This is a genomic window from Staphylococcus microti, from assembly GCF_000934465.1.
Classification (GTDB): Bacteria; Bacillota; Bacilli; order Staphylococcales; family Staphylococcaceae; genus Staphylococcus; species Staphylococcus microti.
In genome coordinates, this window is record NZ_JXWY01000045.1 from 1 (window position 1) to 22,278 (window position 22,278).

Genomic DNA, 22,278 nt, shown 5'->3' on the forward strand with positions numbered 1-22,278 from the left:
GTTACGTAATCATAAATTGGCAAAAAGTATTTCTGATGTCTCTTGGTCTCGTTTTGTGACGCAATTACAATATAAGGCTGATTGGTACGGACGGAAAATCATTAAGGTAGATCAATGGTTTGCATCTAGTCAAATCTGTTCAAAATGTGGTTATAAAGACGGCAAGAAGTCTCTTGAAATCCGCGAATGGACTTGTCCTATTTGTAGTACACATCACGATCGAGATATCAACGCTAGTAGAAATATATTGACAGAAGGTCTAAGAATCATGGCATTCGCTTAAGTAGCATCAAGAACCGTAGGAACTACGGGGATAGCTTGGTAAATAAGAGACACCGCTGTTAGTGAAGAAATAAACTAGCAAGTACGCTCTATTCCCAAGAAGCTCCCACTTCAAGTGTTAAAAACTCTATGTTTAGCTAAGTGGTGAGTAGTTCACTCAAGATGAAGTCGGTCGAGCGAAAGCAACACAATTTTTAAATCGACTTAAAGAAAGAACGGCAACGAAAGATAAAAGTATGGACCTTTACGGCTATCATCGCCAGTTGAATGCGATAAAACGATGGGGACAGGCGGATGAAGATTTGATGGCGCACATACAAATGCCGACACTTATCGTCAATGGGGACAATGATAAAATGGTGCCGACGGAAAATACACATGTATTAGCACAACATATCGCAAATTCAGAACTGATTATTTATCCAAATGCAGGACACGGTTCATTATTCCAAGTGCCAGAACAATTTTGTCAGGCGGTTGTTGAATTTTTAAAATCAAAATAGTCGTTACAAATAGCTGGATGTATTCATTGAAAGTGATGGGTATATCCAGTTTTTTATAATAGGTAGACGTTTCTATATGATTTTCTTAAGTGGGCATTGGAAACGAAAAAGTAAAAGGATAGAATTCATATTATAGAAGTGATACATTATAAGGTATAGGAGTATGCCAAATCACAATTGGCATAGCGTTGCATTAAAGAAGAAATGAGGTCTTGCTTTATGGCGAAAAAAGTAGTTGTAGTAGACGATGAAAAACCCATTGCAGATATACTTGAGTTTAATTTGAAAAAAGAAGGTTACGACGTATTTGTAGCGTATGACGGTGACGATGCAGTGGAGTTAATCTATGCACAAGAACCAGATATTGTGTTGCTCGATATTATGTTACCAGGTCGAGACGGTATGGAAGTCTGCCGTGAGGTGCGTAAAAAGTTCGACATGCCGATTATTATGTTGACTGCGAAAGATTCAGAGATTGATAAAGTATTAGGACTTGAACTGGGTGCAGATGACTATGTAACAAAACCGTTTAGTACGCGTGAGCTGATTGCACGTGTTAAAGCAAACTTGCGTCGTCATCATGCACAACCAAGTGTAGACAACAGCCAACAAGCGAATGAAATAGCGATTAAAGATATTGTTGTGTATCCAGATGCTTATTCGATTAAAAAACGTGGTGAATCTATTGATCTGACACATCGTGAATTCGAGTTGTTCCATTACCTTTCTAAGCATATGGGACAAGTGATGACACGTGAACACTTGCTTCAAACAGTATGGGGCTATGATTACTTCGGTGATGTACGTACGGTCGATGTAACCATTCGTCGTTTGCGTGAAAAAATTGAAGATGATCCATCACATCCAGATTATATTGTGACACGTCGAGGTGTGGGATACTTCCTACAACATCATGAATAGAAGGAAGTTGCATTTATGAAGTGGTTAAAACAATTTCAATCCCTTCACACAAAACTGGTTATTGTTTATGTCCTGTTGATTATTATCGGGATGCAGATTATCGGATTGTACTTTACGAACAGTCTTGAAAAGGAAATGACCGAGACGTTTAAAACGAATATTTCACAAAATGCGAAGCAAATCGAACTGAGTATTGAAAAAATTTATGCAGAAGGTAGCAATACGACAAATACGCAAAAAGAAATTCAAAACTTGTTGAATGAGTATGCCAATCGCAATGAAATGATTGAAATCCGTTTTATTGATACAGACCAAATCATCGTTGCGACGTCTAAGCAGTCGAATCGCCATCTCATCAATCAAAAAGCGAATAATAGTGCTATTCAAAAGGCGTTGTCGCTTCGTCAAGCCAACTCGGAAGTCGTGTTGAAAGACTATGGTGAGGGTAAACAGCGCGTGTGGATTAAAAACATGCCAGTGATGACGAGTAAAGGGCTGATTGGAAATATCTACATTGAATCAAATATTAACCAAGTGTATGACCAATTGAGCGATATTAACCAAATATTTATTGTCGGAACAGGGATTTCACTGTTGATTACGGTTATTTTAGGATTTTTCATTGCGCGTACGATTACAAAACCGATTACGGATATGCGAAACCAAACGGTCGAGATGTCTAAAGGGAACTATACGCAACGTGTGAAAATTTACGGGAATGACGAAATCGGGGAACTTGCCCTCGCTTTTAACAACTTGTCAAAACGTGTGCAAGAGGCACAAGCGAATACGGAAAGTGAGAAGCGACGTCTGGACTCTGTTATCCGACATATGAGTGATGGCGTTATTGCGACGGACAGACGTGGACGTATTAAGATTATTAACGATATGGCGCTCAAGATGCTTGGCAAGTCAAAGGAAGACGTTGAAGGAGAATTTATCTTTGACGTGCTGGATTTGAATGACGAGTTGAGTTTAGAAGAACTCAACGAAAACAATGACAGCTTGTTGCTTGATATTAACGAAGAAGATGGCATTATCGCACGTTTGAACTTTAGTACGATTGTGCAGAACACAGGATTTGTGAACGGTTATATCGCGGTGTTACATGACGTTACAGAGCAGCAACAAATCGAACGTGAACGACGCGAATTCGTAGCCAATGTGTCGCATGAATTGCGCACGCCACTAACGTCTATGAACAGCTATATCGAGGCGTTAGAGCAAGGGGCGTGGCAAGACGAGACAATCGCACCACAATTTTTGTCAGTGACACGTGAAGAGACAGAACGTATGATTCGATTGGTCAACGATCTTTTACACTTGTCTAAGATGGATAACAAGTCTGAACAAATTACGAAAGAGATTGTGGACTTCAATATGTTCATCAATAAGATTATTAATCGTCACGAGATGTCAGCGAAGGATACGGTATTCGTGCGTGACATTCCACGAGAGACGATTTTCACAGAAATTGATCCCGATAAAATGACGCAAGTGTTCGATAATGTTATTACGAATGCGATGAAATATTCGCGTGGCGAGAAGCGGGTAGAGTTCCATGTGAAACATAACCCGGTGCATCAGCGAATGACGGTGCGCATTAAGGACAATGGGATTGGTATACCAGTAAATAAGGTCGATAAAATATTTGATCGCTTTTTCCGTGTTGATAAGGCGCGAACACGTAAAATGGGTGGTACAGGACTCGGTCTCGCCATTTCAAAAGAGATTGTCGAAGCGCATCGTGGTCGCATATGGGCGAATAGTGTGGAAGGTCAAGGGACGTCTATTTTCATCACATTACCATGCGAAGCGTTAGAAGATGGTGATTGGGATGAGAATTAAAGAACTCGTCAAATCTATTACTTTAGGCGCATTGGTATTATCAAGTATTATTCTAACTGTGTTAATATGGGACTTCTCGCCAGATGTAGCCAATGTCGATAACGAACCGACGAAAGAGGTTAATAAAGCGATTGGTCCGAGTTTTGAGGCGGAGATTAATCAAGTCATTGCTCCGTTTCAGTTAGTTGATGTAAATGGGACGATGGTAGAAGGCATGCCTGCAACGTCTGAAGTGAATCATCTGACAGACGTCTTCAACAAGCAGCATATTAAGAAAGTCGTGTATATTGAAAATGATCAATCGTTAATGTTGCGAGATTTGAGCGATCACTTTCTCGTTTTAGACTACCCGACAGACATCCCGCTCTCAATGTATTTAAGTGATACGCTAGATGTACAAGCGAAAGTGCCAAGTCAATTTAAATTCGACCGACTACTTTACGATATTGATGCGACAGATCATCTTGTGCTATACGCCATTGACAGTGAACGTCATCGCAGTGTGAAAATGATGACATCAGTCAAGGGAGAGAATGTGAAACAACAATTGAAACCATTAAAAACAGCCATGCGACCGTATATGAATATTTCAACGAACGAAGACACGATTAATAAGGCAACATACATCTATGCGCAAAAAGAACCGCAAAATCTTAAAACATATCGTACGATTTTTAATCATATTAATGTGGAAGATTTGAATGCGATTTTGTTTGATGATACACCGATTGTGCGTACGACAAAGAGTGGGAACACGATTTACAACAATAATACAGGCGTTGTCAACTATGACGCGGATAAGAAGACGTATCATTATACGAACCTTTCTGAAGACGAACATAGTACGCGAGATATGAATATTAGTATACCGAGAACGTTTGATTATATTAATGAACACGGTGGTTTTACAGATGACTTCCGACTGTTCCAATCGAACGATCAACAAGGACTGATTACGTATCAGATGTTTCTAAACGGACGCCCTATTTTTTATCCAAACCAACTTAATCAGATTCATGTGAGTTGGGGAGAACGTGGCATTTATGAATATAGTCGAGGGCTGTTGAAGACGAATGTCACGATAGACAATGGAAAGAAACCGAAGAAATTACCGGCGTTAGAAGACGTCCGTGCGTCTTTAGCAAGTAACAACACAATCGACTTTCGCAAGGTCGAACAATTGGTTGTAGGCTATCGCATGGTATCTCAAAAGGGACCAGACGATCGCTTGGAAATTCAAGAGAACAGTCAGTTTGAACCGACTTGGTATATTAAACATGCAGGGACATGGTATGAATATGATGATGGGGAGTTGATTGAGCAATGAACTGGAAACGTGCACAAACACTATTCATTATCGTATTTTTCCTAATTAATGTATGCCTTGTCTACGTGTATATTGATAAGTACAATAAGTCTAAAGTCAATCCGTCCTCTAACGATAATGGTGTGAATTTTGAACAAGAAAATATTAAGTTACCGAAAAATATGCCAGATGTTAGTAAAGTAAAGATGCAGTTAATTACAGCACGCTCACGCAACTTTGAAGAAGAAGCTGAAAATCGGAGTGACCTGACGCAAAGCGATGATGGCTACGTTCTGAATAAAGAAGTAGAAGAAACAGTCGATGTTAAAGTAGATCCGATTTCTCATCTTAAGCCGTATATTAACAGTAACGTTTACAAAGGTAATGAATATCAATATTATGAAACGAAAGATAATGAAATTCGTTATGAGCAAACATATGAAGACTTTCCAATTATGAATAACGAACGCGCAGCACTAACATTTTTAGTCAGTGATAATCGTGTAAAATCGTACAAACAGTCAGCGATGCAAGACATCCGGCCGTCTAAAGGTGCGAATAATAAACGGCATAAAGTCATGAGTGCACATGAGGCATTAGAAGCACTTTATTACAACCAATATCTTAAAGATGGCGATGAAGTATTGAACTTACGATTAGGCTATTATACCGTCGTGAAAGAAACGAATTTACAAGTGCTTCAAGCAAACTGGGAAATACAAGTGAAGCAAGGCAAAGAAACGAAAACATATTATGTTGAGGCAGTATCAGCCAATCCGAAAATTATAGAACAGTAGAAAGGGTGGTCACTTGATACGAATGAGCGTACTCGCAAGTGGTAGTACAGGTAACGCCACTTATATAGAAAATGATAAAGGCAGTCTACTTGTCGATGTCGGGCTGACCGGCAAAAAAATGGAAGGCTTATTTGAACAAATAGACCGCAAAATTGAAAATTTGAACGGTATTCTCGTAACACATGAACATATCGATCATATTAAAGGACTTGGTGTCATTGCGCGTAAATATGGTTTGCCGATTTATGCGAATGAAAAAACATGGTCATGTATTGAGAAAAAAGACAGCAAAATTCCAAGCGAACAGAAATTTATTTTTAATCCATATGAAACAAAGTCCATTGCAGGCTTTGATATTGAATCATTCAGCGTGTCACATGATGCGATTGATCCGCAATTTTATATCTTCCATAACGATTATAAGAAACTGACGCTGATTACAGATACAGGCTACGTATCAGATCGTATGAAAGGGATGATTCGAGGTAGTGATGCCTTTGTATTCGAAAGTAACCATGATGTGGATATGTTAAGAATGGGACGTTACCCATGGAAGACGAAACAACGTATTTTAAGTGATATGGGACACGTTTCTAATGAAGACGCCGCACATGCGATGAGAGACGTCATTACAGGGCAAACGAAACGTATTTATCTTTCACATTTATCACAAGACAACAATATGAAAGACTTAGCACGCATGAGTGTCGGTCAAATCTTGCAAGAACACGACATTGATCCGGTGAATGAAGTAAAGCTGTGTGATACAGATAAAGAACAAGCAACGCCGATTTATACACTTTAAAATGAAAAGAAAGGTCATGAATGACACACATTCCTACGTTAGAACGTGTACATTCATGGCTTTTTTTGTTGTATAGTAGAGACATCAAAATAGAATGAATAAATGTGCAGTGTATACATTGAGTTATCCCCAAAGCTGTGCACAACATACGCAGTTAACATCACTATCCACATGTTAATAAAGTGGTTACCAACAAAGTTATACACATATACACAGAGTTATCCACAGAATGCGTGGTTTTTCACGATGATAGCAAGTGCATATAGTGTATAAAACGAAATGTACGTGTTGAAAAGTTAATAACATGTGGATAACTTATATTATATTCACAAAGGAGATTGTTATGAAAATTACAGTCATTGCAGTTGGAAAGTTAAAAGAAAAATATTGGAAACAAGCTATGGCAGAATATGAAAAACGTTTAGGTGCTTATACGAAAATGGACGTTATTGAAGTGCCAGATGAAAAAGCACCAGAAACAATGAGTGATAAAGAAATAGAGCAAGTGAAATACAAAGAAGGGCAACGTATTCTAGCAAAAATCAAACCGCAATCCACAGTCATCACATTAGAAATACAAGGGAAAATGTTGAGTTCGGAAGGTTTAGCACAAGAACTGCAACAGCGTATGACAAGAGGCACGAGTGACTTTACGTTTGTGATTGGTGGCTCAAACGGGCTGCATCAGGACGTCATGCAACGTAGCGATTATGCGTTATCGTTCAGTAAAATGACTTTTCCACACCAAATGATGCGTGTCATTTTGTTAGAACAAGTGTATCGAGCATTTAAAATTATGCGTGGAGAAAGTTATCATAAATAATGTGTTTTTTGTACATAAACTAAGTGTTTGAGTCGTGAAGTTATCTAAGATTTTAGGTAACTTCACTTTTTTTTCAAAATTTTTTCATTGAAAGAATTTTTATTTTGTGAAATAGTTGTAGCGAGAATTGCTCGGAATCATTTCGAGGGTAAACGGGTCCGTCACATAGAAGAAATTCCCTTGTCTGATACAGTCAAATTCATGAGCGTTCGTCTTTCCAATGTACCTATAATGTTTTGCATTCATAATTTGACGGAAATTATGATGCATTGTGCCACCTTCTGAATCATCCTCGTTTATAGTCCCAAATTCCAATCTACTGAAACATATCATTTTTTAACACATATTCACTTAATCAATATACGAAAACGATTCAAAATTAAGTTAGTAAAGGGGTTAATCAAAATGAAAAAAGAGAAACGTTTAGATCTTATATTAACAGCCATACAGGAAAATAATTTTAATAAAAAACAACAAATAGTAGATTACATGATGAGACATTTTGGCGTTTATTATAGCTTAACTACGATATCACGTGACTTACAAGAATTAGATGTTTACAAAATTCCTGTTGAGAACAATAAGTATATTTATAAGAAAATGAATAAAAACAAGCAATTAGATGCTAGAAAGCATTTAGAAGCATACAGAGATGAAATCCTTAAGATTACGATTATAAAAAATTATGTATTGATAAAAACATCGCCGGGATTTGCCCAAAGTATCGGCTATTATATAGATCAATTGCAGATAAAAGAAATCATAGGAACGATAGGCGGCAATGATGCACTCATGGTTTTAACAGCATCTAGCGAGATGGCGCAATATGTTTATTATCAATTATTTCATACAGCGGTAGAAACCCAAAATTAACACGACTGATTACTAATGCAAAAAAACGAATAAAAAACTTTTTATTCTACAAATCAAAGCTTAATAAAGATAAATGTATAAATGATTCTCTAGTTTATAAGGATAAAATGTATATTTAGACACTTTTTTGTATTGAATACGCTTAAGTATGTGAAATGCTTAACATTTTGTTCGTGAAATACGTCTCACTTAGTTCTTTGAAAGCGCTTTATAATGACGGTGTAATAAAGCGAAGGAGGAATTAGAAATGGTACAAGGACCCATTCAAGTTAACAGTGAGATTGGAAAGTTGAAAACAGTGTTGTTAAAAAGACCTGGGAAAGAATTAGAAAATCTAGTGCCTAATCATCTAAGTGGTTTACTATTCGATGATATTCCTTATTTAAAAGTTGCACAAGAAGAGCATGATAACTTTGCTCAAACTTTAAGAGATGAAGGAATCGAAGTCGTGTATCTAGAAAAACTTGCAGCCGAAGCAATTTCTGAACCAGACGTTCGTGAACAGTTTATCGATGATATTTTAGCAGAATCTCAAAAAACGATACTAGGTCACGAAACAGAACTCAAAGAATACTTTTCTAAACTGTCAGATCAAGATTTGGTTAATAAAATTATGGCTGGCGTACGAAAAGAAGAGATTCAACTTGAAACAACACACTTGGTAGAGTATATGGACGATAGATATCCATTTTACTTAGACCCAATGCCAAACCTTTATTTTACAAGAGACCCACAAGCTTCTGTAGGTAGAGGGATGACAATCAACAGAATGTTTTGGAGAGCACGTCGCAGAGAATCCATTTTTATGACATATATTTTAAAACATCATCCACGTTTTAAAAATGAAGATGTGCCAGTATGGTTAGATCGTAATTCGCCATTCAACATTGAAGGTGGCGATGAATTAATACTCTCTAAAGAAGTATTAGCGATTGGTATATCAGAGCGAACATCAGCGCAAGCAATCGAGAAATTAGCACGTAATATTTTTAAAGATCCGACGACAACTTTTAAAAAAATTGTTGCTATTGAGATACCGAACACACGTACATTTATGCATTTAGATACGGTGTTAACGATGATTGACTATGATAAGTTTACGGTGCATGCAGCAATTTTTAAAGAAGAAAATAACATGAATATCTTTACGATAGAACCAGACACGCATAAAGGCGATATTAAAATCACACGTTCTAGTAAGCTACGTGAAACACTTGCTGAAGTGTTAGGTTTAGAAAAAGTTGAATTTATTCCAACAGGTAATGGTGACGTCATTGATGGTGCACGTGAACAGTGGAACGATGGTTCAAACACATTGTGTATCCGTCCAGGAGTTGTTGTGACTTATGACCGCAACTATGTATCTAACCAACTATTACGTGACAAAGGCATTAAAGTAATTGAAATTACTGGTAGTGAACTTGTACGTGGACGTGGGGGCCCAAGATGCATGAGTCAACCACTCGTTAGAGAAGACCTTTAATTAAAAATGATTAGTGGTGGTAAAAGTCATAGTCAGCGCATTCATTACGATCAATGACAAGATTTTTACCGTCACTTTTAGGGGAGATTAATATGAACGAAAAAAAGCTAGGTAAAACTTCCTTAATTGGTCTAGTCATAGGCTCTATGATTGGTGGTGGTGCATTCAATATTATTTCGGATATGGGTGGCCAAGCTGGTGGACTAGCTATTATTATTGGCTGGATAATTACCGCCATTGGAATGATTTCTCTTGCCTTTGTGTTTCAAAACTTAACTAACGAGCGACCAGACCTTGATGGTGGGATTTATAGTTATGCACAAACAGGATTTGGTGACTTTATTGGCTTCTCAAGTGCTTGGGGCTATTGGTTTGCCGCATTTCTTGGGAATGTAGCCTATGCAACATTACTCATGTCAGCTGTTGGGAACTTTTTCCCAATATTTAAGGGCGGCAATACACTACCAAGTATTATCGTAGCGTCATTTTTACTGTGGGGCGTGCACTTTCTTATTCTTAGAGGTGTAGAGACTGCCGCATTTATAAACAGCATTGTGACTGTAGCTAAGTTGATTCCTATATTTCTAGTCATTATTTGTATGATCGTCGTGTTTAACTTTGACACTTTTAAATCTGGCTTTTACGGCATGGCTAGTGGAAGTGTAGGTGTATTTAGTTGGGGTGACACAATGTCACAGGTTAAAAGTACGATGCTAGTAACCGTCTGGGTATTCACGGGTATTGAAGGCGCTGTTGTCTTTTCAGGACGTGCAAAATCCAAGAAAGATGTTGGAACAGCTACGGTTATCGGTTTAGTTTCAGTACTCATCATTTATTTCCTAATGACTGTATTAGCACAAGGTGTGATTCAACAAAGTGAAATTTCAAAACTTGCGAGTCCATCAATGGCGCAAATATTAGAACATATTGTAGGTCATTGGGGTTCCATACTTGTCAACATAGGGTTAATTATCTCTGTGTTAGGTGCTTGGCTTGGATGGACGTTGTTAGCCGGTGAATTGCCATTCATCGTAGCTAAAGACGGTCTTTTCCCTAAATGGTTTGCTAAAGAAAATAAAAATAAAGCACCGATTAATGCATTGATTATTACAAATATTTTAGTGCAAATATTTTTAATCAGTATGCTTTTTACAGACAGTGCTTATCAATTTGCATTTTCACTTGCTTCAAGTGCAATTTTAATTCCATATACACTCAGCGCATTTTATCAAGTGAAATATACTGCCCAACATAAGAATAAAGCGAACTTAAAGCAGTGGGTAATAGGTATTGTTGCCTCTATTTATACAATTTGGTTAGTATATGCAGCTGGGTTAGATTACTTATTATTAACGATGCTCTTATATATACCAGGATTGTTTGTATATAGTTATGTGCAACGGGATAATAAGAAACGTTTAACAAAATTGGATTATACATTATTTATAGTGATTATTGTACTGGCAATAATTGGAACGATTCGTTTGCTTACAGGTAATATTTCTGTATTTTAAGTTATGATTTAATCCAATCATTTTGAGGGGTTTATAGTTATGTACAAAGAAAAAGTTTACATTAAAAACTCAGATAATGGGTTTGACAGTAATGTTAGACAACTAGCATCATACTTAAATATTCCTGTTAGTATTATTAAACCGTATAAAGATAAATTAACACTGTATCAATATAAAAAAGGGCAAGTGATATATTATTCAACCAATCAAATCAAGTCAGTATATTTTCTGGTGAATGGGTGCGTCTTACATGAAACCTCTAATGTAAATGGGGACAATTATTTAAGACTAAATAAAGAAGAAACTTTATTCCCAATGAACCGTTTGTTTAGTGAAACGTCATCATCTTATGAAGTTTGTGAAGCATTGACAGATTGTAAGGTCATGACTTTCCCGACAGAATTACTTGAATATTTATGTAGCAAGCATGAGCGTATTTTCCAAAGTCTTTTTACAAAACTAAATGAGACAATTCAATTTCAAGTTGAATATAGTATGGCGTTAAGAACAAGCTCAGCCAAAGAGCGACTTGAACAAATACTAAAACTGATATGTCTCACAATAGGCGAAGATAATGGAGAATTTTATGAAATTAAACAGATTATGACTGTTCAATTATTAAGTGATTTGTCCGGACTTTCTCGAAGAACTACCGGAGAAATCGTTAAAGAATTAAAAGAAAAAGGCATGATCTTTCAAGATAAAAAAACTTGGATTGTCAAAAAATCTTTCTAACAAAAAGGAGATTAAAATATGAAAAACTTAAGAAATAGACACTTTTTAACATTATTAGACTTCTCACAAAATGAAATGAAATTTTTACTTGATTTAGCTGAAGATCTCAAACGTGCAAAATATGCAGGTATAGAACAACAAACATTGAAAGGCAAAAATATTGCGCTTATTTTTGAAAAAGACTCAACACGTACACGATGTGCATTTGAAACAGCAGCGCACGATCAAGGCGCACATGTCACTTACCTTGGTCCAACTGGTTCACAAATGGGTAAAAAAGAATCTACCAAAGATACAGCGCGTGTATTAGGTGGCATGTATGACGGTATTGAATACCGTGGTTTCTCACAACGCGTGGTAGAAGACTTAGCAGAATATTCAGGTGTGCCAGTATGGAATGGTTTAACAGATGAAGACCACCCAACACAAGTACTCGCTGACTTTTTGACAGCTAAAGAAGTTTTGAACAAACCGTATCATGACATGCACTTCACATACGTTGGAGACGGACGTAACAATGTAGCCAATGCTTTAATGCAAGGTGCCGCAATTATGGGTATGACGTTCCATCTTGTTTGTCCAAAAGCATTAAATCCAACAGACGACTTATTAAGTCGATGCAAAGAGATTGCCGCAAAAAACGGCGGTGAAATTCTCGTAACAGACAATATTGATGAAGGCGTAAAAGGTTCTGACGTTATTTATACAGATGTTTGGGTCTCTATGGGCGAACCTGACGAAGTTTGGGAACAACGTATTAAATTGTTAGAACCATACCGTGTGACTAAAGAACTTATGGAAAAAACAGGAAATCCAAATACAATCTTTGAACATTGTTTACCATCATTCCATGATACGGAAACAACAATTGGTAAACAAATTCAAGAAAAATATGGTTTGACTGAAATGGAAGTAACCAATGAAGTATTTGAAAGTGAACAATCAGTTGTTTTCCAAGAAGCAGAAAATAGAGCACATACTATTAAAGCTGTTATGGTCGCAACACTAGGCGAATAGCGGAAAGGAGGACCTACAGATGTCAAAAATTGTTGTAGCTTTAGGTGGTAACGCTTTAGGGCAATCGCCAACAGAACAATTGGATTTATTGAAAGGAACAGCGCAATCATTAGTCAGCTTAATCGATAAAGGGCATGAAGTCGTAGTAAGTCATGGTAATGGGCCACAAGTCGGAAGCATTAACTTAGGCTTAAACTATGCAGCTGAGCATAAACAAGGTCCCCCATTTCCATTTCCTGAATGTGGGGCGATGAGTCAAGCGTATATTGGCTATCAAATGCAAGAAAGCCTACAAAATGAACTGCATTCAAGAGGCATAGACAAAGAAGTTGTGACGTTAGTGACGCAAGTTGAAGTTGCAGCGGATGACCCAGCCTTTAACAATCCAACGAAACCAATTGGCTTGTTTTATACAAAAGAACAAGCAGATCAAACAATGCAAGAAAAAGGCTATACGTTTGTTGAAGATGCTGGGCGTGGTTATCGTCGTGTCGTCCCTTCACCACAACCTATCAATATCGTTGAACTAGACAGTATTGAAACATTAATTACACGCGGAACATTAGTTATCGCAGCTGGTGGCGGTGGCATTCCAGTTGTAAAAGAAGACGAGCAGTATAAAGGCGTTGATGCAGTCATTGATAAAGATAAAACAAGTGCTTTATTAGCCGCGCATTTACAATCTGATCAACTCATTATTTTAACAGCTGTCGATTACGTGTATATTAATTATGGCAAAGATAATCAGAAAGCACTTGAAGCAGTCACTGTCGATGAAATAAAACAACATATCGCTGATGGTCAATTTGCGAAAGGAAGTATGCTTCCAAAAGTCGAAGCAGCACTACAATTTCTCGAGAAAAAACCTGAAGGCAGTGTCCTAATCACTTCTCTTGCCAATTTAGGTGACGCACTCGATGGTAAAGTCGGTACAGTTATTAAAAACTAACATTAAATGTTATGAATAGAACATAATAAAATAAGTAGTGAAGCAATCTACGTCGGTAGGTCACTTCACTACTTTTTTAATGGCTTGAATTTCGTGATGATATATTTTATATGAAATGTGTTTTAACCTTTTTGCCAAATTAATTAAAGGTCTGCATCTTCAATGCTTATATTTAAATTATCGAGACGCTCATCTAAACTGGGGTGGCTTGATAAAGCACTTCTTTTTTTATGATTGAATATATTTAAATCAATAAGTTTTTGAAATACACTTTTTATATCAGAGTCGTCAACGTAATTTGACGCACAACGATCACACTTCAGTTCGATGTTTCTTTTATATTTAAAGTTAAGCATCAGCCCTAAAAAGTATATAGAAACCAATAATATAATGACCATAGTTAAAGGTAAGGCATCGCTAGGCAACTTGATGATAGGTATTATTATGAAAAAAGCAAAGGGAACCAGCGCAAAGGCAGATAAGGATGCTAAATGCATTTTAAGTGAATCATTATCTTTTAGATGGCTGTATTCATGCAATAAAACGAACCTAAGTTCATTTGTAGAAAGCTGATTAATTAACGAACGATCTATGAAGATGGAAGGTTTCTTCTTTTTAATAGCAAATGCATTAGGTTTAAACGGCATGTCTGCAGAATACAGATATACATTTTTATTTGTTAATTCAGGAATAGTCTTTTCTATAAATTCAGTAGTTAATGCTTGCTTGTTGGCAAAAAATAAATCAACATGCGGTTTTAAATAAGCATATACAAATAATCCTAAAGAAAATGCGAAAAAATAGCGTATTAAATTGTTACTTATCAATGGGTGATTCAAAATACTGGTTTTGAATAATATAGCAATCACTAAAAGTAATAATGAAATGATTCTCATATAGATCAAATCCTTTAATTTAGTTATAAAATGGGTGTTACACTGAACCATCGGCTATAATAAGCGTCATCAGTTCAACAAGAGATAAGGGATCATACGCTATTACAATTACTACCTCTTAGCTATTTAAGAAGTATAATAAATTCATGCTTATATTAATTATGGAAATAGTATAAAAACACTAATAATATATAATGTTAGTGTAATGAGGGTTCTTAAGTCAAGGTTGCTCATTAAGGTAACGCTTATAAGATATTTAAAAGAGAACGTAATTCAAAAGTTACACGGTAAAGAATTGAATTCAAAAAACTGAAACAGATAGGACATAACGATCGAAATGAGTGACACGATGATCCATATTGTAGGCAGAATATGACATGTGATTTTGATATGTTTATTGAGAGGAGGATGCTGTATGGAGCTTAGTGCACAGATTAGAAAGTATCGAAAAGAAGCGGGACTGACTCAAGAGGATTTAGCAGAAAAGTTAAATACAACACGTCAATCGGTTTCAAAATGGGAACAAGGTGTTTTAGAACCAAATCTTCAAATGTTGAATGCATTAGCAACACTATTTGGGGTAAGTCTTGATACGTTGGTAAACGGAGGGCAGTCTAAAACTTCAAATGACTCCGTACATATGAATTTTTGGGATTTTGCTGATAAGAAATGGTGGCTTATTCTGATTATTGTATTCATTATCTGTGGTACGTTAGGACAGATTTTTGCGTAGTAGCATCGTCTTCTTAATAAATTTTAAGGAGCTTTGACATGAATATAGTCGTAAATATATTAAAAATAGTAGGCATGATTGTTTTATTATTTATCATCTCAGTCTTTGCACAGAACTTAGGGATTTTATGGCATGTCTTTAATTGGCAAGGTTTAGAGTATGTATTACATGGTTTAACAAATCTGGTTGTTGCAGTTCTTGCAGTCAAATTACTTGTTAATAAAGGTTTAAAACGAGAATTAACCGATTATCGAGTAACAAGCATTAGAATTGATTCATGTTACTTAATTTTAGGTATTCTTCTGCCTATTATTGTAAATCTATTATACGTTATGTTGATACCTGGTCAATTCGTGATAACGCAATTAGATTCTAACAAAGCCTATATTGAATTGTTACTGTCCGTAATTTTTATTTCAGGTATTGTTGCACCGATTGTTGAAGAAATTGTTTTTAGAGGTATTCTTTTAAAATATGTAGAAGAAAAAACGAATATTGTCTTTGCGATTATGTTGACTTCCTTTTTATTCAGTGTCGTTCATATTTTTAACGGTAAACTAGAAGGTATTGATTTATATTTATTAATTGTTGCTGGCTTTCTTGCAGGTATGATGTATGCGATTGCCACATATCAATTCAATTCGATTTGGGCAAGTGTTGTTTTGCATGCATGTTGGAACTTATCAGGCATTTTTACTGTAACGCCTGATAAAGTAGATGCTAGTCTTTTCCAATACATAATCCAAACACAAAATGTGTGGATCACTGGAGGCGCGTATGGCATGGATGCTTCTCTTATTGCTATGGGAGGCTATGTACTCGTTATTTTCATTTTATTATTTTCACAGAAGCGTAAATCATTAAAAGTTTAAATAAAGGCTGTCTTGATTTGCCATGTTATATGAGATATTAAGGCAGTTTTACTTTGAATAAACTATCTATTTCATAGTGTGTCGCATATTAAAAAAGTAGCACTCGTTTTTTTCAAGTGCCACTTAGTAATACTAAAATTTAATGCGATTTGCCTACACTTATAAACGTATTGACATCTTGCCTGTGACTAGTCATTGCCTGCTTTTAATTCTTCTTGTAGTTTACCGAGGTGTCTTAACGTCGGTGTTAATGCCGCAAAGAAAAAGCCTTCTTTCAATTTACGTGCTTGTGGTGATTGATAGGCATATGCTTTTGAACCACCATTAACCATTGATGCTTGATTCACGTCAAGCAACAAATAGCCAGCTGCTTTTTTTAGTGCAATCAGTGTCTCAAAGTGATTCTGTAATTCCGCTTCATCTAATACATCATAAAAATGCTGCCTAATGTGATTGTATTGATTTTCAAATGCTTGCACATCATATTCCAGATATCGATTAATACCGTTTTGTGCATGAGAGAATTGGTGGATTAAATCAAGCGATGCACGAATTGCACCTAATGCGATTGGAATCTGTAATGCGACAAATTGTGGTCGTATTTGTGTTGCAAATGCCTTTGCGTCGTGTGTAATAATGTGTTCTGCTGGTATTAGGACGTTATGCAGTTCAATCGAAAATGTTGCTGAACCGTTAACACCTAAAAAGTTAGACATTTCCTTCATTGTGATACCAGTTTGGTTGGCTTGAACGATAAACATGACAAGTTCACCGGATGATGTATGCTTAGAAATCGCACCAAAATAATGATCAGAGCCAATATTACTCACTGCGGGCAGTCTACCATTCACAATGAGCTGTTGCTTTTCATCATAGTGATGAGACAGATTGAACGTCTCTAAATCATTCAGTGACTTCATTGGATTCGATAATCCAGTAGCACCTAAAATTTCACCGGATAACAATTGCTGTTGTAGATGTTGATTGAAATAGGGCGCTTCCGCATTTTTTAAGTAAGTAGAAAACGCCAGTTGGCACCATAAGCAGAAACCAGTGGTCAGGCAAGACGCGGATACTTTTTCTATAACTTCTGAGTTGCCTTTGATGTCATCTTCTTTGAAATAACCTTCTTTAAACAAAGTACTAATAAAGTCTTTTGGATAATAGGACCCCGCATCAATTTCTATTAAATATGGTTTTAGTTTGTCTTCAATATGTGTGTTTAAACGCATAAAATTCAACTCCTTTATTCACCAAAGCGTGTTAAGATTAATTGTTCAAAGTAGCTAATGAACCGATCGATTAAGAACCCGAATAGTCCGATAAAGAATATAGCGGCTAAAACGTCTTCCAGATTTAACATATTGCGTGAATCTACAATAAGGAAACCGAGTCCCGATTGTGCGCCGATCATTTCACCAGATACTAAGAAAATCCAACTTGTACCGACTGCCATATGTATGCCACCCATAATATGTTTGAAGGCACCAGGGAATAGAATATTTCTGTACAATGACCAGTCTTTTACGTTTAAATTAGATGCAATTTTTAAGTATTGCGGTTCAATATGCGTAATACCTTTGATTGTATTAAAAGCAATCGGAAAAAATGCGGCGATAAATATAATGGTAATGGCAGGTAAGCTACCAATACCAAACCATAAAACGACAAATGGCGACCATGCGATAGGAGAGATAGGTCTTATTAATTGAAATAATGGCTCTATAGCATGAAATAATGCGTGACTACGACCTAATAAAAAGCCGACAGGTACGCCAAGAATAATGGCTAATACAAAACCTACAATAAAGCGATACAAGCTAATACCTAAGTGTGTGAATATCTCCCCAGTGATAATGAAGTGCCATATACTTTTTAATACTAAAGATGGACCGGGTAAAAGAACTGGCTGATAGTGACCAAGGATGATTACGAATTGCCATATTACTAGAAAAACAATAAAAGTAAGAATTGGTAAGGACCATTTTTTAATCATGTTAACTGTCATTTCATTTATCTCTCCTTATACAACGTAGGATCAACAAAATCTTTATAAGTCGGTGCTTTAAAAAGCTTTTTCTCGTCTACCAATTTTTTAATTTTGTTATAACCTTTTTTATCAATTGTTAAGTTACCGTAAGACGTCCATTCAGCTGATTGTGATAAAACTTTTCTATCTTGTTTAAAGTATTTGTCCATAACATCTAAACTTTTAGCTTTATCCGCCATTTGGAAACCAGCTTTTTTATAATCTGACATAAAATCTTGAGTAACTGTCTGATGTTGATTGATGAGGTCACTTCTAAGTACGAGTACGCAACAATACGCATCTGGTATGATGTCACTGCCATGTAACAAAGTATGACCGCTTCCTAATTTTTCACCAAGTGCGCCAAATGGTTCCGCTACAGAATACCCAGAGATGCTACCTTCATTGAGTGCAGCAGGCATTTCAGCTGGAGGCATTTCGTGATAACTGAAAGTGTCTGAACTGAGTTTCAGTTGTTGTCGCATTTCATCTAATAATAAATAATGTGTTGAATAACGATGGGGTATCCCAAAATGATAGGTTTCATGTTCGTGAAAATCTGACAAATCTTCTCCTTTTTTCCCCATAACAACGTTACCTTCATGATGACCCAAAGCGACCGCTTTAATATCTGACCCTTTTTGTTTTGATTTCATTGCCAGTTCAATAAGTGTAGAGGCACCATCGATTTTGCCACTGTTCAAAGCATCCATCAGATCCGGCCAATTATTAAAGCGTACTAATTTCAGGTTATAATGCGCATTCTCCCTGTTTTGTTGGATTTCTTTTGTCATCATCAAATTGGCTGAATGTGTGATGGGCAAGTAGCCAATCTTTATCGTTTGTTTTTCATTTTTGTGATTGGGGCTATTTTTTTGCGTATTCAAGTTACAGCCAGAAAGGATAATAAGGAATATGAAAGTGAGCAAAATGAATTTTTTCAATATTTTCAACTCCTTATAAATAGTATTCTGGTTCTGCCAAGTGATGATTTAATGCAAATTTTTCCATAATGTCATTTCTAATTTTTAATAAATGGTTGTCATTGCGATGACGAGGATGCGATTGTGCTATATGATATTGACTGAGAATTTCACAGCCATCTCCGAGCAATATAATGTCATCTGACAAATAAATGGCTTCATCTATATCATGCGTCACTAAAATGATTGTTGCGGTGGTTCTTTCTTTCAACTGTATCAATTGGTCTTGAAGTTTATAACGTGTAAAGGCATCTAATGCGCCTAAAGGTTCATCCATCAGTATGACTTTCGGTTGATGAACCTGTGCCCGACAGAGTGCAACACGTTGTTTCATACCACCTGATAATGCTTCTGGAAATAATGCGCCTTTATCATTTAAATCTACCAATTTTAAATGTGTGTTTATTTCTTCATCGCTGATACGATGAGGTAAACCAAGACGTATATTGTCATTGATGTTTTTCCACGGAAGTAAATTATGGTGTTGGAAGATCATCAAGCAATCCGGAGATGGGGCTTCTTTAACTTGACCGTCAATCGTCACTTTGCCTGAAGTTGCCTTTAAAAAACCACCAATAATATTGAGCAAAGTAGACTTCCCACAACCGCTTTTGCCTACTAATGTGACGATGTTACCTTTTTTTATTTTTAACTCAAAATCTTTAATAACAAGATTGTTACCAAATTGATGTTGGATATGGTTAATGTGAATCATTGAAACACCTCGAATCTTATCGTATTGCGTTTTAGACTTTAAGGGGTTAGGAGATAAGGAAAATCATCCTAAATAATCAGGAAAAAGCACTGATTGGCAGTAGGTGCCTGAAGTGAAAATGCGTTTTAACAAACTTGTTTCACTTCTAGTCACCCTTGCCGGGGCGGGACGACGAAAGCTTTTTGTAAATTTGAGCTTTCTGTCCCGCTCCCCCTCACAAAATGTATCTGATTTTTCAGAAAATAAGGCGCGTTATAATTTTTCGATACCATCTATTGGCGTATCTACAGCTTTACGTGCACGTCGAACGGCCTCTTCGTCTGGTGCATCGTATAGACAGATACATTTTGACATGTCTTCACACACGTAAGTACGTTGGAATTGTACTTCAGGTACTTCTTCATAATGTACTGAATTTTTCTTCTTACGTGCCAAGTATTGATCCATCGTGATGCCTTCAGGAATATTCCAAGTAACGAGAAAATCCACATGTGCATCGCCTTTTTTAACGTCATCTAATTCTTTACCGACTAATCGAACTTCCTTTACGAGATTGATATTGATTGAGGCGTTTTGTAAAAATTGCTTAGCTTCCTCACTGCTGTTTGCTTCAACAATAAAATAGCCATGTGTCAGATTGGATGTAGCTTGTACTTCTATCAGTGTTGGTAATTCTCCCGTTGTTAAGTTGGCTGCCAGTTTTTCTAATTCCTCCTTTGTTGAAAAGACACTTAAATCAGTTGCTTCAAGTAAAAATAATGTCATAAACACTACCCCCTAAAATAGTAATGACTAGATAATACTATAATTCATATCTGTTTACAAGGATATAAATGATTATTTAATTATTTTTGAATTAGGATGATTGGCGGTTGTTGAATTTGTGCGAGTTGGTTAAATAATAAGTATGAGAGAAAGGGGGATAAATGTATAGAAAGGTTTGAATGACTGGTGTGTTATTGAAGCATTAAACGAAACCTGCTAAGAGGAGATCGTAAAAATGTGCTTAGCAGGTTTGCGAATGATATTACGTTTTCTGAATCATAGTCGTCTTCTTAATGTATCAAATAGTATTTAAGAGATTTCAATTAATGTGTTTCGCCTAATGCAATCGTGTCATCACGGTTATCTTCTGACAATGCTGTAATGGCTGCTTCCAACCCTTTCACAATCGTATCCAATGCCATAGAAGGTGTATTTGGCTTATTTGTCACTTGTTCCGGAATAAATGGTACATGGATAAACCCGAACTGTATATGAGGAAAAGTGGTCGCATGTAAATAGCCGAGTTGATATAACACATGATTACATACAAAGGTTCCTGCACTGTTTGAAAGTGAGGCAGGCACACCAGCATCCTTGATTGCTTGTGTGAGGCGCTTCACTGGCATATTTGAAAAGTAGGCAGGTGCGCCATTTTGTTGAATGACTTTATCGATAGGTTGATTGCCTTTGTTATCTGCAATTCGCGCGTCATCTATATTAATACCAACACGTTCAGGTGTTAACGTAAATCGACCACCTGCTTGTCCTATCGCCAGTACAGCATCGTATGTTTCAATTTTGAGTTGCTGCTTAATGACGTCTACAGATTCATTAAAAACAGTAGGAATTTCTAATTTGGTAATAGTATGTTCACCTATTTTTTCTGGCAATAATTTCACGGCTTCTAAAGCTGGATTTGTCTGTTCTTCGCCAAATGGATCGAAAGCTGTTACGAGTATATTCATCGTATCGTCCCCTTTATTTTATAGTGTGAACTACTCACCACTTAGCTAAACATAGCGTTTTTAACGCTTGAAGTGGGAGCTTCTTGGGAATAGAGTGTACTTGCTAGTTTATTTCTTTACTAACAGCGGTGTCTCTTATTTACCAAGCTATCCCCGTAGTTCCTACGGTTCTTGATGCTACTTAAGCGTATGCCATTATTCTTAGACCTTCGTTCAAGATATTTATACTGGCATTGATATCTCGATCGTGATGTGTACGACAAATAGGACAAGTCCATTCTCGGATTTCAAGAGATTTCTTGCCGTCTTTATGACCACATTTTGAACAGATTTGACTAGATGCAAACCATTTATCTACCTTAATGATTTTCCGTCCGTACCAATCAGCCTTATATTGTAATTGCGTCACAAAACGAGACCAAGAGACATCAGAAATACTTTTTGCCAATTTATGATTACGTAAC

At 36.5% G+C, this 22,278-nt stretch carries 23 protein-coding genes and 1 pseudogene; 16 read left to right on the forward strand and 8 right to left on the reverse strand.

Translation table 11 applies throughout. From position 1 onward, the window contains the following. From TP70_RS07910 to arcC, 14 genes and pseudogenes are all read left to right on the forward strand, one after another. Positions 1–283: RNA-guided endonuclease TnpB family protein (locus TP70_RS07910; RefSeq protein WP_044360815.1), on the forward strand; the 283-nt coding region annotated here is incomplete at its 5' end. Positions 284–488: 205 nt separating this feature from the next. Next, positions 489–785: pseudogene (locus tag TP70_RS07915) on the forward strand (alpha/beta fold hydrolase); the annotation flags it as partial. Between the two features lie 219 nt (positions 786–1,004). Continuing rightward, positions 1,005–1,706 (forward strand): response regulator YycF, encoded by a 702-nt coding sequence (gene yycF, locus TP70_RS07920; protein ID WP_044360816.1) that lies wholly within the window; start codon positions 1,005–1,007, stop codon positions 1,704–1,706. Between the two features lie 15 nt (positions 1,707–1,721). After that, entirely contained in the window at positions 1,722–3,554 is a 1,833-nt protein-coding gene (gene walK, locus TP70_RS07925; protein ID WP_044360817.1) for a cell wall metabolism sensor histidine kinase WalK, read from the forward strand. Then, entirely contained in the window at positions 3,544–4,881 is a 1,338-nt protein-coding gene (locus TP70_RS07930) for a YycH family regulatory protein (protein ID WP_044360818.1), read from the forward strand. Before walK ends, TP70_RS07930 begins: the two co-directional genes overlap by 11 nt. Then, complete coding sequence (locus TP70_RS07935) at positions 4,878–5,657, forward strand: two-component system regulatory protein YycI (protein WP_044360820.1); 780 nt, start codon at positions 4,878–4,880, stop codon at positions 5,655–5,657. Before TP70_RS07930 ends, TP70_RS07935 begins: the two co-directional genes overlap by 4 nt. A gap of 22 nt (positions 5,658–5,679) precedes the next feature. Then, complete coding sequence (locus TP70_RS07940) at positions 5,680–6,462, forward strand: MBL fold metallo-hydrolase (RefSeq protein ID WP_044360821.1); 783 nt, start codon at positions 5,680–5,682, stop codon at positions 6,460–6,462. 343 nt (positions 6,463–6,805) lie between these two features. Beyond that, positions 6,806–7,285: a 23S rRNA (pseudouridine(1915)-N(3))-methyltransferase RlmH gene (gene rlmH, locus TP70_RS07945; protein ID WP_044360823.1), complete on the forward strand. Its 480-nt coding sequence runs from the start codon at positions 6,806–6,808 to the stop codon at positions 7,283–7,285. Positions 7,286–7,690: 405 nt separating this feature from the next. Next, on the forward strand, positions 7,691–8,158 hold the full coding sequence (locus TP70_RS07950) for an arginine repressor (RefSeq protein WP_044360824.1): 468 nt from the start codon (positions 7,691–7,693) through the stop codon (positions 8,156–8,158). 247 nt (positions 8,159–8,405) lie between these two features. Continuing rightward, positions 8,406–9,641, forward strand: a complete 1,236-nt coding sequence (gene arcA, locus TP70_RS07955) for an arginine deiminase (RefSeq protein ID WP_044360825.1) — start codon at positions 8,406–8,408, stop codon at positions 9,639–9,641. Positions 9,642–9,733: 92 nt separating this feature from the next. Continuing rightward, positions 9,734–11,155: an arginine-ornithine antiporter gene (gene arcD, locus TP70_RS07960; RefSeq protein WP_044360829.1), complete on the forward strand. Its 1,422-nt coding sequence runs from the start codon at positions 9,734–9,736 to the stop codon at positions 11,153–11,155. Between the two features lie 39 nt (positions 11,156–11,194). Then, on the forward strand, positions 11,195–11,890 hold the full coding sequence (locus TP70_RS07965; RefSeq protein WP_044360831.1) for a Crp/Fnr family transcriptional regulator: 696 nt from the start codon (positions 11,195–11,197) through the stop codon (positions 11,888–11,890). An 18-nt stretch (positions 11,891–11,908) separates the two neighbouring features. Beyond that, a complete protein-coding gene (argF, locus tag TP70_RS07970; protein ID WP_044360832.1) occupies positions 11,909–12,907 on the forward strand; it encodes an ornithine carbamoyltransferase in 999 nt (332 codons plus the stop codon). A gap of 19 nt (positions 12,908–12,926) precedes the next feature. Further along, on the forward strand, positions 12,927–13,856 hold the full coding sequence (gene arcC / locus TP70_RS07975; RefSeq protein ID WP_044360833.1) for a carbamate kinase: 930 nt from the start codon (positions 12,927–12,929) through the stop codon (positions 13,854–13,856). A gap of 143 nt (positions 13,857–13,999) precedes the next feature. On the opposite strand, the gene TP70_RS07980 is transcribed toward arcC, so the two are convergent. Further along, the gene (locus TP70_RS07980; RefSeq protein WP_044360834.1) at positions 14,000–14,752 is read right to left on the reverse strand and encodes a M48 family metallopeptidase; all 753 of its coding nucleotides are present in this window, start codon (positions 14,750–14,752) and stop codon (positions 14,000–14,002) included. Positions 14,753–15,167: 415 nt separating this feature from the next. Between TP70_RS07980 and TP70_RS07985 the strand changes: the two genes are divergently transcribed. Both TP70_RS07985 and TP70_RS07990 read left to right on the forward strand, forming a co-directional pair. Further along, positions 15,168–15,485: a helix-turn-helix domain-containing protein gene (locus TP70_RS07985; protein WP_044360835.1), complete on the forward strand. Its 318-nt coding sequence runs from the start codon at positions 15,168–15,170 to the stop codon at positions 15,483–15,485. A 38-nt stretch (positions 15,486–15,523) separates the two neighbouring features. Beyond that, a complete protein-coding gene (locus TP70_RS07990; RefSeq protein ID WP_044360837.1) occupies positions 15,524–16,357 on the forward strand; it encodes a CPBP family intramembrane glutamic endopeptidase in 834 nt (277 codons plus the stop codon). Positions 16,358–16,545: 188 nt separating this feature from the next. Here the strand turns inward: TP70_RS07990 and TP70_RS07995 are convergent, their stop codons facing one another. The 7 genes from TP70_RS07995 to TP70_RS08025 form a co-directional block, all read right to left on the reverse strand. Continuing rightward, on the reverse strand, positions 16,546–17,589 hold the full coding sequence (locus TP70_RS07995; RefSeq protein ID WP_044360839.1) for an acyl-CoA dehydrogenase family protein: 1,044 nt from the start codon (positions 17,587–17,589) through the stop codon (positions 16,546–16,548). 14 nt (positions 17,590–17,603) lie between these two features. After that, a complete protein-coding gene (locus TP70_RS08000) occupies positions 17,604–18,365 on the reverse strand; it encodes an ABC transporter permease (RefSeq protein WP_044360841.1) in 762 nt (253 codons plus the stop codon). A 5-nt stretch (positions 18,366–18,370) separates the two neighbouring features. Then, positions 18,371–19,330 (reverse strand): ABC transporter substrate-binding protein, encoded by a 960-nt coding sequence (locus tag TP70_RS08005; RefSeq protein ID WP_044360843.1) that lies wholly within the window; start codon positions 19,328–19,330, stop codon positions 18,371–18,373. A 13-nt stretch (positions 19,331–19,343) separates the two neighbouring features. Beyond that, positions 19,344–20,084: an ABC transporter ATP-binding protein gene (locus tag TP70_RS08010; protein WP_044360845.1), complete on the reverse strand. Its 741-nt coding sequence runs from the start codon at positions 20,082–20,084 to the stop codon at positions 19,344–19,346. 252 nt (positions 20,085–20,336) lie between these two features. Further along, on the reverse strand, positions 20,337–20,849 hold the full coding sequence (locus TP70_RS08015; protein WP_044360847.1) for a DUF4242 domain-containing protein: 513 nt from the start codon (positions 20,847–20,849) through the stop codon (positions 20,337–20,339). A 323-nt stretch (positions 20,850–21,172) separates the two neighbouring features. Further along, a complete protein-coding gene (gene pcp, locus TP70_RS08020; RefSeq protein ID WP_044360848.1) occupies positions 21,173–21,814 on the reverse strand; it encodes a pyroglutamyl-peptidase I in 642 nt (213 codons plus the stop codon). 181 nt (positions 21,815–21,995) lie between these two features. Next, positions 21,996–22,278, reverse strand: a 283-nt coding sequence (locus TP70_RS08025) for an RNA-guided endonuclease TnpB family protein (protein ID WP_156962267.1), incomplete at its 5' end; no start/stop codon positions are given.

What these genes read in the sequence shown, in the direction of transcription:
- yycF (WP_044360816.1), top strand. Translation starts at nt 1,005, where the DNA reads ATGGCGAAAAAAGTAGTTGTAGTAGACGATGAAAAACCCATTGCAGAT.
- walK (WP_044360817.1), top strand. Translation starts at nt 1,722, where the DNA reads ATGAAGTGGTTAAAACAATTTCAATCCCTTCACACAAAACTGGTTATT.
- TP70_RS07930 (WP_044360818.1), top strand. Translation starts at nt 3,544, where the DNA reads ATGAGAATTAAAGAACTCGTCAAATCTATTACTTTAGGCGCATTGGTA.
- TP70_RS07935 (WP_044360820.1), top strand. Translation starts at nt 4,878, where the DNA reads ATGAACTGGAAACGTGCACAAACACTATTCATTATCGTATTTTTCCTA.
- TP70_RS07940 (WP_044360821.1), top strand. Translation starts at nt 5,680, where the DNA reads ATGAGCGTACTCGCAAGTGGTAGTACAGGTAACGCCACTTATATAGAA.
- rlmH (WP_044360823.1), top strand. Translation starts at nt 6,806, where the DNA reads ATGAAAATTACAGTCATTGCAGTTGGAAAGTTAAAAGAAAAATATTGG.
- TP70_RS07950 (WP_044360824.1), top strand. Translation starts at nt 7,691, where the DNA reads ATGAAAAAAGAGAAACGTTTAGATCTTATATTAACAGCCATACAGGAA.
- arcA (WP_044360825.1), top strand. Translation starts at nt 8,406, where the DNA reads ATGGTACAAGGACCCATTCAAGTTAACAGTGAGATTGGAAAGTTGAAA.
- arcD (WP_044360829.1), top strand. Translation starts at nt 9,734, where the DNA reads ATGAACGAAAAAAAGCTAGGTAAAACTTCCTTAATTGGTCTAGTCATA.
- TP70_RS07965 (WP_044360831.1), top strand. Translation starts at nt 11,195, where the DNA reads ATGTACAAAGAAAAAGTTTACATTAAAAACTCAGATAATGGGTTTGAC.
- argF (WP_044360832.1), top strand. Translation starts at nt 11,909, where the DNA reads ATGAAAAACTTAAGAAATAGACACTTTTTAACATTATTAGACTTCTCA.
- arcC (WP_044360833.1), top strand. Translation starts at nt 12,927, where the DNA reads ATGTCAAAAATTGTTGTAGCTTTAGGTGGTAACGCTTTAGGGCAATCG.
- TP70_RS07980 (WP_044360834.1), bottom strand. Translation starts at nt 14,752, where the DNA reads ATGAGAATCATTTCATTATTACTTTTAGTGATTGCTATATTATTCAAA.
- TP70_RS07985 (WP_044360835.1), top strand. Translation starts at nt 15,168, where the DNA reads ATGGAGCTTAGTGCACAGATTAGAAAGTATCGAAAAGAAGCGGGACTG.
- TP70_RS07990 (WP_044360837.1), top strand. Translation starts at nt 15,524, where the DNA reads ATGAATATAGTCGTAAATATATTAAAAATAGTAGGCATGATTGTTTTA.
- TP70_RS07995 (WP_044360839.1), bottom strand. Translation starts at nt 17,589, where the DNA reads ATGCGTTTAAACACACATATTGAAGACAAACTAAAACCATATTTAATA.
- TP70_RS08000 (WP_044360841.1), bottom strand. Translation starts at nt 18,365, where the DNA reads ATGACAGTTAACATGATTAAAAAATGGTCCTTACCAATTCTTACTTTT.
- TP70_RS08010 (WP_044360845.1), bottom strand. Translation starts at nt 20,084, where the DNA reads ATGATTCACATTAACCATATCCAACATCAATTTGGTAACAATCTTGTT.
- TP70_RS08015 (WP_044360847.1), bottom strand. Translation starts at nt 20,849, where the DNA reads ATGACATTATTTTTACTTGAAGCAACTGATTTAAGTGTCTTTTCAACA.
- pcp (WP_044360848.1), bottom strand. Translation starts at nt 21,814, where the DNA reads ATGAATATACTCGTAACAGCTTTCGATCCATTTGGCGAAGAACAGACA.